The sequence below is a fragment of the Nonomuraea sp. K271 genome, from assembly GCF_009908215.1.
In the GTDB taxonomy this organism is placed as follows: Bacteria; Actinomycetota; Actinomycetes; order Streptosporangiales; family Streptosporangiaceae; genus Nonomuraea; species Nonomuraea longispora.
Map to the genome: position 1 here is coordinate 1 of NZ_JAAAHR010000008.1, position 14719 is coordinate 14719.

Consider the following 14719-nt stretch of genomic DNA (forward strand, 5'->3'; position numbering starts at 1 on the left):
GGCCTGGGCGGGGGCCAGGTGAGGGTGGAGCAGGGAACCTGGTAAGAGCACGATCGCGGTCAGACCGGCGTTGTGCGATCGCAGCTCCACCCGTACGCCGTGCCGCTGCGCCAGCCGGGCGACCACGAACAGCCCCATGCGGCGGGAGACCGACACGTCCACCGTGGGCGCGTGGGCGAGCCGGGCGTTTGCCTGTTCGAGCTCGTCCTGGGTCATGCCGATGCCGGTGTCGTCGACGGTGAGCACGAGCCCGCCGCTCTCCATCGTCCCGGTGGCGACGGTGACGCGGGTCTCGTACGGCGAGAAGGCCAGCGCGTTCTCGATCAGCTCGGCCAGCAGGTGGACGATGTCGTTGACGGCCTGCCCGGAGACGGCGACGCCCTCCGCGAGCTTGGCCACGACGCGCTCGTACCCTTCGACCTCGGACAGGGCGGCGCGCACCACGTCGGCCAGGCCGACCGGCTCGTTGTACCGGCGGGGGGCGTCCTGGCCGGCCAGGACCAGCAGGTTCTCGTTGTTGCGCCGCATGCGCGTGGCCAGGTGATCGAGGCTGAACAGGCCGGCCAGCCGCCGCTCGTCCTGTTCGCCCTGCTCCAGCCCGTCGATGATCTGGATCTGGCGTTGGACCATGGTCTGGCTGCGCCTGGACAGGTTGACGAACATGGCGTTGACGTTCGCGCGCAGCCGGGACTCCTCGCCGGCCAGCCGGATGGCCTCGCGGTGCACCTCGTCGAACGCACGGGCGACCTCGCCGATCTCGTCGCGGGAGTCGACCCCGATGGGCGGCGGGACGAGCCCCGCCTCGTCGCCGCGCTCGCGCAGCAGGCGGACCGTCTCCGGGAGGCGGGCTCCGGCGATGTGCAGGGCCTCGGTACGGAGCCTGCGCAGCGGGCTGACGAGTGACCTGGCCATGATGGCCGTGATGATCAGTACCGCGAGCAGCAGCAGGAGGCTGTAGGCGGCGGCCAGGAGCGCCTCCTGGCGGGCGGCGTCCTTGAGCGTCCTGCTCTGGACGTTGATCGCCTCGCCGATCCGGCGCTGCATGGTCCAGATGCCGTTCACGGAGCCGCTGCTCGCCTCGAACCAGTGGTCGGCGTCGTCCTGGCGCTCCGGCTCGATGTCGATGCGGTCGCCCTCGGCGGCCTGGGCCAGCGCGCGCAGCCGGATCACCTCGGCCCGGTCCACCAGGGTGCCGGTGACGGTGTCGTCGTAGAGCTGGCGCTGCTCCGGCGTGGCCACCGCCCTGAACACGGTGACCTCGCTCTCCTGGCGTGCGCGGGCGGCGATGAACCGGTCGAGCTCGCCGCTCTGGAACCGCCCGGCGGCGGCCGCTGCGGCGAGCAGGCCGCGCTGCTCGGAGGCGGCGTCGTACGCCTTGGACAGGGCGGAGAGCGCGGCCACGTCGCCGGCGAGCTCCTCCTGGTCGCCTCCCTTGCCGATCTGGTCGTGGAACTGGGCAAGCACGGCGATGATCTGGGAGTACTTGGTGACGGTGGGCAGGGCGAGCAGTTCGGAACCGAGCACGGTGTTGCGGGTGGCGGCGATCTCCGGCAGGCGGCTGAGCAACTGCCGGGTGAGGGCGGACGCGCTCTCGCCGTACGCGGGCGTGATGGCGGCGGCCTTGTCGCGGAAGTCCTCCGCGGCGGCGTCCACGGGGCCGAACTGCGTGCGCAGCGGCTCCTCGCGTTCGGGGGTGCGGCCGGCGGCCACGTAGTGCACGGCGAGGTCGCGTTCGAGGGCCAGCTGGTGGGTCAGCTCGGTGACGGAGGCGCTGAGCTCGGATTTGTCCATGACGCGCTGGTACTGGCTCGCCAGATTCCACGACGTGATGACCTGCTGCGCGCCGACCACGATGCTGACCCCGGTGGGGATCACGATGAGGGCGATGAGCCGCGACCGTACCCGCCAATCCCGGAACCGGAATTTGCGCCGTCCTTTTTCCCCGTTGCGGCCATGCGGCATCGACGGTGAAGGCGGGTGGGGACGGTGAACGTCCGCAGGCGATCGATTGCTCACTGGCTCCACTCTCTGGCCTACGTACACGCCGGCATCGGCGCCTGATGCGCACCCCGAGATGAATGGCAATTTCAACACACGCCAGGCAGGTAGCGCCAACCTTACAAACCACCTGACTGCCTGGAAAGGATGACTAACGTCAAATCGACCCCAGCAGAGCAGAGACGTCATGAAAGCCGGACAGTAACCGACAATCGGCGATGTTTCACTGCGTTCCGCCCGAGAGACTATTCATGGCTTTCGCGCCACTCCTGCTGTACGATCACCGCCTGCCGCCCATGACCCCGGAGCACGAAAACGCCTCGGCCAAGGAGAGAACCATGCGACCCGGGCCAGCCTTCCGCGCGTGCGTGGCACTCGCCGCCACGATCGTCCTGACCGCATGCTCCGGCGCCGGCGAAGGACCGTCCACGGGCGGCCTGGAGAAGACCGCGCTGACGATCGGCGTCAGCCCGACGCCCTCGTCGGCTCCGGTGTTCATCGCCGACCGCAAGGGCTTCTTCAAGGAGGAGGGCCTGACCGTCAGGACGGAGGTCATCCAGGCTCCCCAGACCGTCATGCCGAAGATCCTCAACGGCTCCATGGACATCTTCAAGGGCAGCTACGTGTCTCTGATCAACATCCAGGACAGTGGCGCGGCGAAGATCAAGATCCTGCACGACAGCCTGGCGGCCGCGCCCGGCATCGCCGGGGTCGTGGTCATGAACGACTCACCGCTGCAGGGCCCGAAGGACCTCAAGGACAAAACGATCGCCGTCAACTCGCTCGACAACCTGGGCACGATGTCGATGAGCGCCCACCTGAAGGCCTACGACCTGCCTCCCGAGCAGGTGAAGTTCGTCGTGGTCAACTTCGAGGCACAGCTGACCGCGCTCAAGCAGTCGCAGGTGGACGCCGCGTGGATGGTGGAGCCGTTCCTGTCGGCCGCCCAGCAGGCGGGCGCGCGGCTGCTGCTCGACACCAACACGGGTCCGACCGACGCGCTGCCGATCGACGGCTGGGCCGCGACGGAGGAGTGGACGGCCCGGAACCCGAAAACCGTCGCCGCCTTCCAGCGCGCCGTGTCCAAGGCCCAGCGCCTGGCCGCGACCGACCGCACGGTGCTGGCCGAGGTCGTCCCGCTCTACACCCAGACCCCGAAGGAGGCGGTGATGACCATGGCGATGGGGACGTTCCCCACATCGTTGAACGCCACGCGCATCCAGCGGGTGGCGGACCTGATGCACGAGTTCGGCTACCTGAAGGCGAAGGTCGATGTGGCCTCGATGGTCGTGCCCATCCCTGAGCAGTGACGCGAGCCCGCCCGCTCGCGGAAGGAGGGCTCAGCCGCCCCAGCCCGGCACGGCCATCCTGACCGAGAGGGCGTGTTCGACGAGGTTGATCAGCGCGCTCTTGACGGAGTCCTTCGACCTGGCGTCGAGGCGCACCATCGGGATGTGCGGGGCCAGGGTCAGAGCGTCGCGCACTTCGGCGTCGCTGTGCGGATATTGTCCGTCCCAGCCGTTGACGCCCACCACGAACGGCAGTTGCGCCTCCTCGAAGTAGTCGATGGCGGGGAAGCTGTCGGCCAGACGGCGGGTGTCGACCAGCACCACGGCGCCGATGGCCCCGCGTACGAGGTCGTCCCACATGAACCAGAACCGGTGCTGCCCGGGCGTGCCGAACAGATAGAGGATCAGGTCACGATCGAGGGAGACCCGGCCGAAGTCCATCGCCACGGTCGTGGTCGACTTCAACGGCGTCATGCCCAGATCGTCGATGCCCTTGGAGGCGTCCGTCATGACGGCCTCCGTGGTCAACGGCATGATCTCCGACACCGCGCCGACGAACGTCGTCTTGCCCACCCCGAAACCTCCAGCCACCACGATCTTGGTGGAGGTGAGGCCGGGACTAGAGCCTGCGAAGTCCACTGAGCACCCTTTCGAGCAGATTGACGTCCGGCCTACCCTCATCCAGCTGTGGCTGGTGCACGCGGACCAGACCTTCGGCGGCCATGTCAGCGATCAGGACCCGTACCACGCCGAGCGGGATCCGCAGCAGGGCCGACACCTCCGCCACCGACCGAACCTGCCGGCACAGTTGGCTGATCGCCTGGTACTCCGGCGTGATGTGCGAGAACTCCCGCTGCTCGGCGGTCGCCGAGGACACGAGGGCCTCCATCGCCAGCTTGACCCGCGGCGCCGTCCGTCCGCCTGTCACCGCGTACGGGCGGACGGGCGACGCCGGGTCAGGGTTCAGCTGCGACTGGGACTGGGGCTGAGGCGGAGGCACCCAGTCGCCGCTGTTCCATCGGGGGTCTGTCACCTACATCACCTGGTCTGGCTGGCGCGCAACTCCGCACGCACAGCCGGAGTCAGCACCTGACCGGCGCGATCAACCATCAGCGTCATCTGGTACGCCACCAACCCCATGTCACAATCCGGAGCCGCCAGCACAGCCAGACACGAACCATCACTGACCGACATGATCAGCATCAACCCACGCTGCATCTCCACGATCGTCTGATTGACCGCACCCCCCTCGAACACCCGCGCCGCACCCTGCGTCAAACTCACCAGGCCCGACGCGATGGCCGCCAGCTGATCCGCCCGATCAGCGGGAAACCCCGACGACGCCGCCAGCGGTAATCCGTCGGACGAGACGACCACCGCGTGCGCGACCCCGGGGACGGTGCTGACGAAGTCGGTGATCAACCAGTCGACTCCGCGTGCCGCGTGACTCAGGTCCCTCATGCGTCCTCCTCCCTGTTGTTGTCCGCCGGGCCAGAGGGGAACGCCCTGCCCTCGGTGATGTCATCACGTGCCGCCCGGAACCCCTGCTGGAAGCTGGAGAGCCGGCTGCGGATCCGGTCAGGTGACACCGACGGCATCGGCGTCACCCCCTTCGGCGACGACGAGGTGTCCGCCGAGCCGGGCACCAGGTTGGCCTTGGGCACCCGCTTGGGCAGCCCTGCGGCCGTCGATCCGTTACGCACTGGCTCCACCACCGCTTCCGCCGCGCTCCAGCCCTCGTCCGCCTTGGACGGGCCCCAGCTTGCGCCGCTCCCGTCGCGGCCGAACCAGGCGGATTCGACAGCGGCGAAGATCGGCAGGTAGTCGTCACCGCCGGAGGCGGGCGGGGCCGCCGGGATGGAACCCGCCGTACCCGGGTCCGGATCCTGGTGGTCGAACCCCGGCCGCTGCGGCGGCATCGTGTCGTTGCTCCAGCCGCCCGGCGGGGGCTCGGGCACTGGCCGCCTGGGCAGACCGCGGTCGCCGTTCAGCGCCGGGCCGCGGTGCGAGTTCCACACGTCGGCCCCGTCGTAGCCGAGCGGCGCCTGCGGCCAGCCGCCGGGCTCGGGCTGCCAGGGAGCCGACGGGGGCCAGGAACCGCCCGGGTCCGGGTTCGACGGGAAGGACGGGTGGCCCGGCCCCAGCTGGTACGGCGCCTGCGGCCAGTCCGTGGCCGGCGGCGCGGGGTGCGGGCCGGAGTACGGCTCGTCCCTGGGCCCGCCGCTCGCCGCGCCCGCGAGGGCGGGAGGCTGGTTGCCGGAGAACGCGGGAGGCTGGTTGCCGGAGAAGGACGGTGTGCCGGTGAGGGGCGGCGCCTGCGTGCCCAGCATGTTCTCCGGGATCAGCACCATCGCGGTCAGCCCGCCGGAGCTGTGCGGGCGCAGTTGCACCCGGATGCCGTGGCGGTGCGCCAGGCGGGCGACCACGAACAGGCCCATGCGCCGCGACACCGACACGTCCACGGTCGGCGCGTCGGTCAGGCGCTCGTTGGCCTGGATCAGCTCCTCCTGCGTCATCCCGATGCCGGAGTCGGTGATCGACAACATCACGCCGCCGCCGTCGATCCTGCTGCCCGACACCGTCACCCGCGTCTCACGCGGCGAGAACGACAGCGCGTTCTCCACCAGCTCCGCGATCAGGTGAATGACGTCGTTGACCGCCTGACCGGCCACCGACACACCATCGGGAACCTGCAGCACGACCCGCTCGTAGTTCTCCACCTCGGACAACGACGCGCGCGCCACGTCGACCAGCTTGACCGGCTGGCTCCAGCGGCGCGGCGGGTCCTGACCCGCCAGCACCAGCAGGTTCTCACTGTTACGCCGCATACGCGTGGCCAGGTGGTCCAGCTTGAACAGGTTCCCGAGCCGCTGCTCGTCCTGCTCACCCTGCTCCAGACCGTCGATCAACGTGATCTGCCGCTCCACCAGCGTCTGACTACGCCGCGACAGGTTCACGAACATCGCGTTCACATTGCTGCGCAGCCGCGCCTCCTCACCCGCCAGCCGCACCGCCTCACGATGCACCTCGTCGAACGCCCGCGCCACCTCGCCGATCTCGTCGTGGGTGTCCACGCCGATCGGGTCGACCGGCGGGACCGTTCCGTCCCCACTTTCGCGCAGCTCGCGCACGGTACCGGGCAGGCGGTTGCCCGCGATGTCGAGCGCCTCGCCGCGCAGCTTGCGCAGCGGCCTGATGAGCGAGCGGGCGATGAGCGAGATGATCGCGAGCACCACGAGCAGCAGCACCAGGATGAAGCCGCCGGAGATCAGCGCCGAGCGGTTGGCGCTCTCCTCCAGGGTCCTCGCGCGCAGGATGACGGAGGAGGACAACCCCTTCTCCACGGCGCGCAGCGCGTCGATCTTGCCGGTGCTGACCTCGACCCACGTGGCCGCGTCCTGGGCGGGCCGGCCGCCGATGCTCAGCTCCTTGCCCTCGGCCGCCTGTGCCATGGCGCGGAGCCTGAACAGGTCGGTCTGGTCGACGTCCCGGCCCACGACCGTGTTGCGGTAGAGCTCCAGCTGTTCGAGGTTGGCCAGCGTGGCGAACAGCGTCGTCTCGCTCTCCTCGCGCGACTTGGCGTCGGTCAGCGCGTCGAGCTCACCGCTGTCGAAGCCCTTCCTGTCCAGCGCGCTGGCCAGGATGCCGCGCTGCTTGGACGCCTGCTCCTTGGCCCTCGCGATGGCGGCCCGCGAGCCGGCGCTGCGTGACACCTCGTCGTCCACCGCGACCTGGCCGACCTGGTCGTGGAACTGCAGCAGGGTCGCGATGATCTGCGAGTACTTCTGGATCATCGGCAGGGGCTGGATCTTTCCGTTGACCGCCGTGTCGCGTACCGTCCTGATCTCGTCGAGGCGGCGCAGCACCGGTCGTACGGCGTCGGCGTGGGTGTCCGTTATCGCCGCCGCCCGCTCCTTGGCCTCCTCGATGTGTCCGTCCACCGCGCTGTAGGTGGTGCGCAGCTGGGCCTCGCGGTTGTCCGGCCGGCCCTGGGCGATGTAGAGCGCGGTCTCGTCACGTTCGAAGGACAGCTCGTGGGTGACGGCGCCGAGTTGCTGGCTGAACTCGGCGACCTCTCTGAGGGTCTGATAGGTGTTGGCGTCACTGAGCGAGGTGATCACGTTCAGTCCGCCCAGACCCACGGCCACGGCCGTGGGAACGACGATCAGCGCGACGAGCCGTGACCGTACGTGCCAGTTGCCCAATCCAAACCTTTTGGAACTCGGCTGGGACAACCGTCGCTTCTCATGCCCGTGCGGCTCGCGGTCGGCGGAAGCTTCAGCGCTCTGCGTTCTCACTTGCCTTCGCAACCTCTCGCCTGGAGGGGGAATTCTCGGTGGCCGTGCAGGTTATTGCAGGTGGGGAAATATGAACGTCCAGATAAGCGCCATTTGAGCACAGGGGTCGCCAAGGGCCAACCACCATCAGTGCCCAGATGGGGTGTTTATCCCCTAGTGTCCAGAAAATTGCACAGAATCGGTACAGGGCCTCTCATCAGGCGAAATAGGCAATAGAGGCCCGCCCGCGGGCCACCTCTTGACTCGCAGAAAGAATCGAATAGCATGCACCATGCGCTACTGAGGTCTCGCCTTCACCTCCAGTCCCAAAACGGACATTCTTTCGGACGCGTATCGGTCGCCAGAATTTCACGATAGAGCCGGAAACAGACATTGCAACCACAAGTGTTGTTCTCGCGATAATGACCGCTAATTTGGTGCTACCGTCGATCTCTGTTGTGCGTCAGGCACGCAGCCATCCGGGAGCAGAAGCCCCCGGTTCCCCCCTGGCTCCATCTGAAGGGAGTCCCTGACATGAGGCTTGGCCGTCCCGCCAGGACCGCCATCATCGGGATCGCTCTGATACTCGGTGTCGTGGCGTGCAGCACAGGCGGCTCAACGACCGCCAGCGCGCCATCGTCCGCACCCGCCAACGGCGGCCTGGAGAAGACGGAGATCAAGGTCGCCACCCTGCCCGCCATCGACAGCGCAGCCCTCTATGTGGCCATCGACCAGGGACTCTTCGAGAAAGAGGGCCTTGAGGTCACCCCGCAGGTCGTCCAGGCCTCCCCCGAGGCCATCCCCATGATGCTGAACGGCGAGATCGACGCCATGTTCGGCAACTACGTGTCGATGTTCGCCGCCCACGACAAGGGCTCGCTCAAGCTGCGGATCCTGGCCGAGGGTTCGCGCGCCTCCCCCGACTCGCTGAGCATCATGGCGCTGCCCGACTCGCCCATCAAGGCGCCGAAAGACCTCGAAGGCAAGACGATCAACGTGAACGTCCTGCACAACTTCCAGGAACTGGCGCTCACGCAGGTGCTCAAGGCCAACAACGTCGATCCGGCCACGATCAAATACGTCCAGGTGACGTTCCAGAACATCATGCCGTCCTGGAAGGGCGGCCAGATCGACGCCGCCTACCTCGGCGAGCCGATGGTCACCGCCGCCACGGCGTCCATGGGCGCCCGCAAGATTCTCGACCCCGCGTCCGGGCCGGCCGCGGAGTTCCCGATCTCCGGCTACGTCAGCACGCAGGAGTGGTACGACAAGAACCCGAAGGCCGCCGCGGCGTTCCAGCGGGCCATCCACAACGCGGGCAAGCTGATGGAGAACAACCGCGAGGTCGTGGCCAAGGTGCTGCCGACCTTCACCCAGATCAACGCGGCCACGGCCGCCACGGTCACGTTCCCCTACTTCTCCAGCAACGACAATCCGGTCCGCCTCCAGCGGGTGGCCGACTGGATGCTGGAGGCCAAATGGCTGTCCAAGGCGATCGACGTGAAGTCCCTCATGTCGCCCACCACGTCGGGGTGAGCGCCCAGACCCTGTCCCGTGCCCGCCCGGCGTCCACGACCACCCGCTGGTCGCGCCGGGCGGCCGGGGCGCTCGCCTTCGCCGCCCTGATCGAGCTCACCAGCCGGACGGGCCTGGCCGATCCGGAGTTCCTGCCGCCGGCCACGGAGATCGTCGGGCGGGCGGTCACGCTGCCGGCCGATCCGGCCTTCGCCGGGCACGCCCTGACCAGCCTGCTCGCCTGGGCGATGGGCCTCGGCATCGCGGCGGCCATCGCGGTGCCGCTCGGCCTGCTGCTCGGGAGCGTACCGATCATCGACGCCGCGATGCGCTCGGTCGTCGAGTTCCTGCGGCCGATCCCGTCGGTGGCGCTCATCCCGCTGGTGGCCCTCGTCATCGGCACCGGGCTCCAACTGCGCGTCACGCTGGTGGTCTACGCCTCGCTCTGGCCCATCCTCTACAACACGATGTACGGCCTGCGCGGCGTCGACCCGCTCGCCAAGGAGTCGCTCAGGTCGTACGGCTTCGGCCCCCTGGCGGTGCTGCTGCGCGTGTCGCTGCCGTCGTCGGCGCCGTTCATCACCACCGGGGTCAGGCTGGCCGCCGGGGTGGCTCTCATCCTGACCGTCAGCACCGAGATCGTGGCCGGGCGGGGCGAGGGCGTCGGCGTGTTCATCTTCTTCGCCGGGATCTCCGTGCCCGCGCGGATGATCGACATCATGGCGGGCGTGTTCTGGGTCGGCCTGTTCGGGGTCGTGGTCAACGCGCTGCTGGTGGCCGCCGAGCGGCGGGCGTTCCGCTGGCACCACGCGCAGTTGGGAGAGCGGCCATGAGGCGCAGCGGAGCGCGCACGGCCAGGCGCAGAGACGTGGGCACGACCATGAGGCTCAGAGGAGTCCGCACGGCGGCGTTCCGCTGGGTGGTGCTGCTTGTGCTCGTGCTCGTCTGGGAGGCGGTCACGCGGCTGGCGGGCAGCACGTTCTTCCCGCCGCCGAGCGCGATCGTGCTTCGCATGCACACCATGTGGTTCTCGGGCCCGATCGGCACGTTGTTCCTGACCGACGCGGCCGTGGAGAACATCCTGCCGAGCCTGGGCAGGATGGCGGCGGGGTTCGCGGGTGGCGCGCTGGCCGGGGTCGTGATCGGGCTCGCGGTGGGGCTGTCGGCCAGGGCGTACGACTATCTCGACGGGGTGCTGCAGTTCCTGCGGGCGATCCCGCCGCCCGCGCTGGTCACCGTCTTCCTGGTGCTGTTCGGGTTCGGGCTGCGCATGCAGCTGGCGTTCATCATGTTCAGCATCGTGTGGCCGGTGCTGCTCAACACCGCCGACGGCGCGCGTTCGGTCGAGCCGTTGCACCTGCAGACCTGCCAGGCCTTCCGGCTGTCGCGGGCCGAGCTGCTGCTGCGGGTGGTGGTGCCGTCCACGCTGCCCAAGATGTTCGCCGGGCTGCGGCTGGCGCTGTCGCTCTCGCTGATCGTCATGGTCTTCTCCGAGCTGCTGCCCGGCACCACGAACGGCATCGGCTTCCAGATCACCGACGCCTACTCCACCTTCGACCTGCCCGGCATCTGGGCCGGCATCGTCCTGCTGGGGGTGCTGGGCTACGTGCTCAACGAGCTGTTCCTGGTCGTGGAGCGCCGGATGCTCGGCTGGCACCACACCGCGCAACAACTGGCGGCCCCGTGAGCGTGTCTCCCCATGACGGTGGCGCCCGTGAAAGACTGAGATCGCGTTCTCAATAGGTTACCTAACCGACATGTCCGGCAATTTACCCTTCGATAATGTTGTCGTCCCGGCTCCGCAAGAGCCTCCCTGCACTGCGCGGCCTCGCCCCCAAGGACATCCATTGCTCGAGATAGACAACCTCTCCCACGTTTACGGCGGCGGAAGCCCGAACGAGCACCACGCCATCGACGGGCTCAACCTGAGCGTCGCGGCGGGAGAGCTGCTGTGCATCGTCGGCCCCTCAGGATGCGGGAAGTCGACGCTGCTGCGCTCGATCGCCGGCCTGATCACCCCGACCGGAGGCGAGATCAGGGTCGAGGGCGACGTCGTGCGCCAGACCCCCGACAACCTGGCCGTCGTCTTCCAGGACTACAGCCGCTCGTTGTTCCCGTGGATGTCGGTGGCCGACAACGTGGCGCTGCCCCTGCGCCGCAAGAACATGGACAAACGCCGGCGCCGCGAGGCCGCCCAGGAAGCCCTGGAGTCCGTCGGGCTACAGGACGCCGGGCGCAAATACCCGTTCCAGCTCTCCGGCGGCATGCAGCAGCGGGTGGCGATCGCGCGGGCGCTGGCGTACCGGCCGACCCTGATGCTCATGGACGAGCCGTTCGGCTCCGTCGACGCGCAGACCCGCGAGGACCTGGAGGACCTCGTGCTCAAGGTGCGCGGCCACCACCAGATGACGATCGTGCTCATCACCCACGACATCGACGAGAGCGTCTACGTCGGCGACCGCGTGGTGGTGCTCTCGAAGGCCCCGGCGCACGTCGTCGGCGACCTCAAGGTGGAGCTGCCCGCGCCGCGCGACCAGATCTCCACCCGCGAGCACCCCGACTTCGTGCATCTGCGCGCGGAGGTCGGCCGCCTGGTCCGAGGCCACGCGACCGTGTGAGTCCGCCGGGTCTCGTGTCGCTCGCCGCTTTGGTTGTTCGCCGCTCGAAAAACCCCCATACTTTACGGCTGCGCCAAGGTCACGCCAGGCGCCGCACGGGGCTGAGGGCCTCCAGGGAGACGCCCGCTGACCCGCACGTGGCCGGCCGCCGTCACGGCGCTCTGTCGACCGGTTACGTGGTTGTACTCCAGCCCGTCAGCGAATGTCGGCCTATTCTGGACTTCGTGGCGGATGTGCTGGCAGGTCGGGGCTGCTCGTGGGAGTTCGAATCCGAATTTCTCCGTATCAAGCCTGAAAACGGAAAAGCGCCCAAACTTCTCTCAGAACTCGGTGAGCGGGTGGTGCCTTACGAGGCGATCGCCAAGGTCACCCTCACCCCCGGCAAGCGGGGCACGGTGGTGCTGCGGGCCGAACCCCGGCATGGCGCCGATCCGCTGATGGCCGCCGCGGCCGGGCAGCTCAAGGAGTCGGCCGACCCCTACAGGCTGGTGCTGTCCGCCGACAAGGAGTCACTCGCCGATTACTACGCGGAAGAACTGCGTTCGGCCCTCACCGGCCGCGGCCCCGCCGCCGGTTTCCTGGTCGCCGGCCCGTTGCCCCCACGCGCCTTCAAGGGCTGGGACGGCTCGGCCGCCTTCGACGGCGAGACCATCACCCTCACCTGGTTCTGGTCGGGAGCGACGTCGGCCAAGTACGCGGCGGGCGACCAGCGTTACGTCCCCGCGGACCTGGAGGGTGTCGAATGGCACGCACCGGAAGGCGCGAGCGGATGCCTGCGGCTGTTGGTGCGCGGCCGACGGCCGCCGCCCGAGCCCGACAAGGACCCTGCCTCCATCGTCTTCGGGCTGGGCTGGGGCTCCACTCACAAGTCGCTGCCCTTCGCCGCCGCCGTCCTCGCCTCGATCCCCACCGCCGTCCCGGCCCAGGAGGCGAAGGAGCTTCCCTCGGCCGTGTCCGACGTGGCCGGGCTGATCGCCAAGCTCGGCGAGCTTCGTGACGCGGGGCTGCTGACGGAGAGGGAGTTCCAGGTCAAGAAGGCGGAGCTGCTCTCCCGCCTATGACCCCCGCCGTCCCCGTAACCACCTCACCACCTCACCGTCACCCGAAACCGGCCACCGGAACTCGCCACCGGCGTCGCTCGAAACCGGCCATCGCAACTCGCCACCGGCCTCACCCAGAACCAGCCGCCACAACTCGCCACCGGCCTCACCCGAAACCGGCCACCGCCACCGGGTTGCCGACATCGCCCGACAACCGGCCACCGCAACCGGCGTTGCCGGCATGACTCGGCGGTCGGCCATCCAGCCTCACCGCGTGCCGCCGGTGCGCGCCTGATGCTCACGTGAGGCTCCGGGTCACACCAGTTCCAGGCCGCCGTCGACGGTGAGGACCTGGCCGGTGATCCAGGTGGCGGCTGGGTCGGCGAGGTGCACGATCCAGGCGGCGACCTCGTCCGGCTCGCCACGGCGGCCGAGCGGGATGCGGGCCGCCTCGTCCCGCTTGATCTGCTCGACCGTCTCCTGAGGCAGCCCGGAGGCGGCCAGCGCCTCGCTCTCGGTGGGGCCGGGAGCCAGGGCGTTGACGCGGATGCCGTCGGGCGCGAGTTCCAGGGCCCAGCTGCGGGTCAGCTGCTCCAGGGCGGCCTTGGAGGCGGCGTAGTGGGCGGCGCCTGGCAGCGGGCGGTGCCCGTACGTGCTGGAGACGTTGACGATCGCTCCGCGGGCGGCCTTCAGATGGGGCAGCGCGGCACGCGCGAGCAGGCTGGGCGCGGTGACGTTGAGCGCGAACAGGTCCCCGATGCGCTTGGCGTCGGTCTCGGCCAGCGGCATCATGGCCGTGGCGCCGGCGCTGTTGACGAGCACGTCGAGGCGGCCCCACCGCTCGGTCGCCGCGCCGACGACCGTGCCGGGCGCGTCCGCGCCGCAGACGTCGGCGGCGAGGACGGCGATGCCGGGATGCTGGTCCGAGGTCTCCCGCAGCACGTCGGCGCGGCGGCCCACCCCAAGCACGTACGCCCCTGCGCGGGCGAGGGCGAGCGCGGCGGCGCGGCCGATCCCCGTCCCGGCCCCGGTCACGATCACTGCTTTGCCCTCCAGCGGCCCGCCAGGTCGATCGGTCACGACGTCCCCCTATGTTCGATGTTCGTGAAACGTCGAACAAGCTAGCATGGACGTATGCAGAAGGCACATCATCCCGAGTTGGGCGAGATCGCACTGACCGAGGTGATGGCCGCGCTGAGCGACCCGATCCGGGTCGGGCTGGTGCGCGTGCTGGCCGACGGCCGCGAGCGCGGCTGGGGCCAGCTACGCGCTCCGGTGGCCAAGTCGACGCTCAGCCATCACCTGCGCGTGCTGCGCGACGCCGGGCTGACCCGCACCCGCCAGGAAGGCACCCGCTGCTACGTGACCCTGCGCAGAGACGACTTACAGGCCCGCTTCCCCGGCCTGCTCCAGGCGGTGCTCTCAGCGATGGAGATCGACGACGTGGGTTCCCAGGTGGGCCTGCGCGACGGGGCGGATCCCTGATTGCCCGGCATGGCCGCCGCCCGCTGGCCTCTCGCGCATGAAGCTCTCCTTCACGGTGGGCGAGGCGGAGCAGCACCGCGTCGACTTCTCGTTCAACCAGTTCTGGGGCAACCTGTCGATCGCGGTCGACGGCGTCTCGGTCAAACGCGACTTACGGCTCGCCTCGCTGCAACTGGTCAAGGGATGTGAGCTCACGGTCGGTCACCGCGAGCGCCACGCGGCCACCATCGAGAAGAGACGCGAGCGTCTCTCCGCCGGCTTCAGGCCGCAGCACCACCGCGTGTTGGTGGACGGCCGGGTGATTCTGGAGCGGGGGGTTCTGACCGGCCCCCGCTCACGGCCAGGCCTCCGGCGGCAACGAGCGCGCCGGGCGCGCGACCGGACGCACGACGGCCGAGCGCGGGCCGGGTGCACGATGGGTGCGATGGGCATCGTGGGCATGGTGGGAGCGGGCGCCCGGCAGGTCGCCGCCCCGCATGGACGGCGGTGAGTGCAGG

The 14719-nt window shown here is 69.2% G+C and carries 14 protein-coding genes; 8 read left to right on the forward strand and 6 right to left on the reverse strand.

Features of this window, described 5'->3' with window-relative positions; translation table 11 throughout:
- Positions 1–1875, reverse strand: a 1875-nt coding sequence (locus GUY59_RS04170) for a sensor histidine kinase (protein WP_161714392.1), incomplete at its 3' end; no start/stop codon positions are given.
- Positions 1876–2336: 461 nt separating this feature from the next.
- On the opposite strand from GUY59_RS04170, the gene GUY59_RS04175 reads away from it, so the two are divergent.
- Complete coding sequence (locus GUY59_RS04175; RefSeq protein ID WP_161714393.1) at positions 2337–3308, forward strand: ABC transporter substrate-binding protein; 972 nt, start codon at positions 2337–2339, stop codon at positions 3306–3308.
- Between the two features lie 30 nt (positions 3309–3338).
- Here GUY59_RS04175 and GUY59_RS04180 read toward each other — a convergent pair whose 3' ends face one another.
- From GUY59_RS04180 to GUY59_RS04195, 4 genes are read right to left on the reverse strand one after another with little or no spacing between them, the layout of a single operon-like run.
- Positions 3339–3926, reverse strand: coding sequence for a GTP-binding protein (locus tag GUY59_RS04180; protein WP_132339571.1), 588 nt, complete (start codon positions 3924–3926; stop codon positions 3339–3341).
- Entirely contained in the window at positions 3907–4287 is a 381-nt protein-coding gene (locus tag GUY59_RS04185; RefSeq protein WP_132339593.1) for a DUF742 domain-containing protein, read from the reverse strand. Before GUY59_RS04185 ends, GUY59_RS04180 begins: the two co-directional genes overlap by 20 nt.
- Before the next feature lie 38 nt (positions 4288–4325).
- Entirely contained in the window at positions 4326–4748 is a 423-nt protein-coding gene (locus GUY59_RS04190; protein ID WP_132339573.1) for a roadblock/LC7 domain-containing protein, read from the reverse strand.
- Positions 4745–7492, reverse strand: a complete 2748-nt coding sequence (locus GUY59_RS04195) for a sensor histidine kinase (RefSeq protein WP_138199059.1) — start codon at positions 7490–7492, stop codon at positions 4745–4747. The genes GUY59_RS04190 and GUY59_RS04195 overlap by 4 nt, the downstream gene beginning before the upstream one ends.
- Positions 7493–8098: 606 nt before the next feature.
- On the opposite strand from GUY59_RS04195, the gene GUY59_RS04200 reads away from it, so the two are divergent.
- From GUY59_RS04200 to GUY59_RS04220, 5 genes are all read left to right on the forward strand, one after another.
- Positions 8099–9100: an ABC transporter substrate-binding protein gene (locus GUY59_RS04200; RefSeq protein WP_138199058.1), complete on the forward strand. Its 1002-nt coding sequence runs from the start codon at positions 8099–8101 to the stop codon at positions 9098–9100.
- A complete protein-coding gene (locus GUY59_RS04205) occupies positions 9097–9912 on the forward strand; it encodes an ABC transporter permease (protein ID WP_252374820.1) in 816 nt (271 codons plus the stop codon). Before GUY59_RS04200 ends, GUY59_RS04205 begins: the two co-directional genes overlap by 4 nt.
- Positions 9909–10766 carry an ABC transporter permease gene (locus GUY59_RS04210; RefSeq protein WP_138199056.1) on the forward strand — a complete coding sequence of 286 codons (858 nt, stop codon included), beginning with the start codon at positions 9909–9911 and terminating at the stop codon, positions 10764–10766. Before GUY59_RS04205 ends, GUY59_RS04210 begins: the two co-directional genes overlap by 4 nt.
- Before the next feature lie 160 nt (positions 10767–10926).
- Entirely contained in the window at positions 10927–11697 is a 771-nt protein-coding gene (locus GUY59_RS04215) for an ABC transporter ATP-binding protein (protein ID WP_132339583.1), read from the forward strand.
- Between the two features lie 233 nt (positions 11698–11930).
- Positions 11931–12758: a DUF4429 domain-containing protein gene (locus tag GUY59_RS04220; RefSeq protein WP_330849133.1), complete on the forward strand. Its 828-nt coding sequence runs from the start codon at positions 11931–11933 to the stop codon at positions 12756–12758.
- Between the two features lie 294 nt (positions 12759–13052).
- Here the strand turns inward: GUY59_RS04220 and GUY59_RS04225 are convergent, their stop codons facing one another.
- Complete coding sequence (locus GUY59_RS04225; RefSeq protein ID WP_138199054.1) at positions 13053–13817, reverse strand: SDR family NAD(P)-dependent oxidoreductase; 765 nt, start codon at positions 13815–13817, stop codon at positions 13053–13055.
- A 54-nt stretch (positions 13818–13871) separates the two neighbouring features.
- Between GUY59_RS04225 and GUY59_RS04230 the strand changes: the two genes are divergently transcribed.
- Both GUY59_RS04230 and GUY59_RS04235 read left to right on the forward strand, forming a co-directional pair.
- Positions 13872–14222, forward strand: a complete 351-nt coding sequence (locus GUY59_RS04230) for an ArsR/SmtB family transcription factor (RefSeq protein ID WP_138199053.1) — start codon at positions 13872–13874, stop codon at positions 14220–14222.
- A 37-nt stretch (positions 14223–14259) separates the two neighbouring features.
- Positions 14260–14712 carry a hypothetical protein gene (locus GUY59_RS04235; protein ID WP_138199052.1) on the forward strand — a complete coding sequence of 151 codons (453 nt, stop codon included), beginning with the start codon at positions 14260–14262 and terminating at the stop codon, positions 14710–14712.
- Positions 14713–14719: the final 7 nt, after the last annotated feature.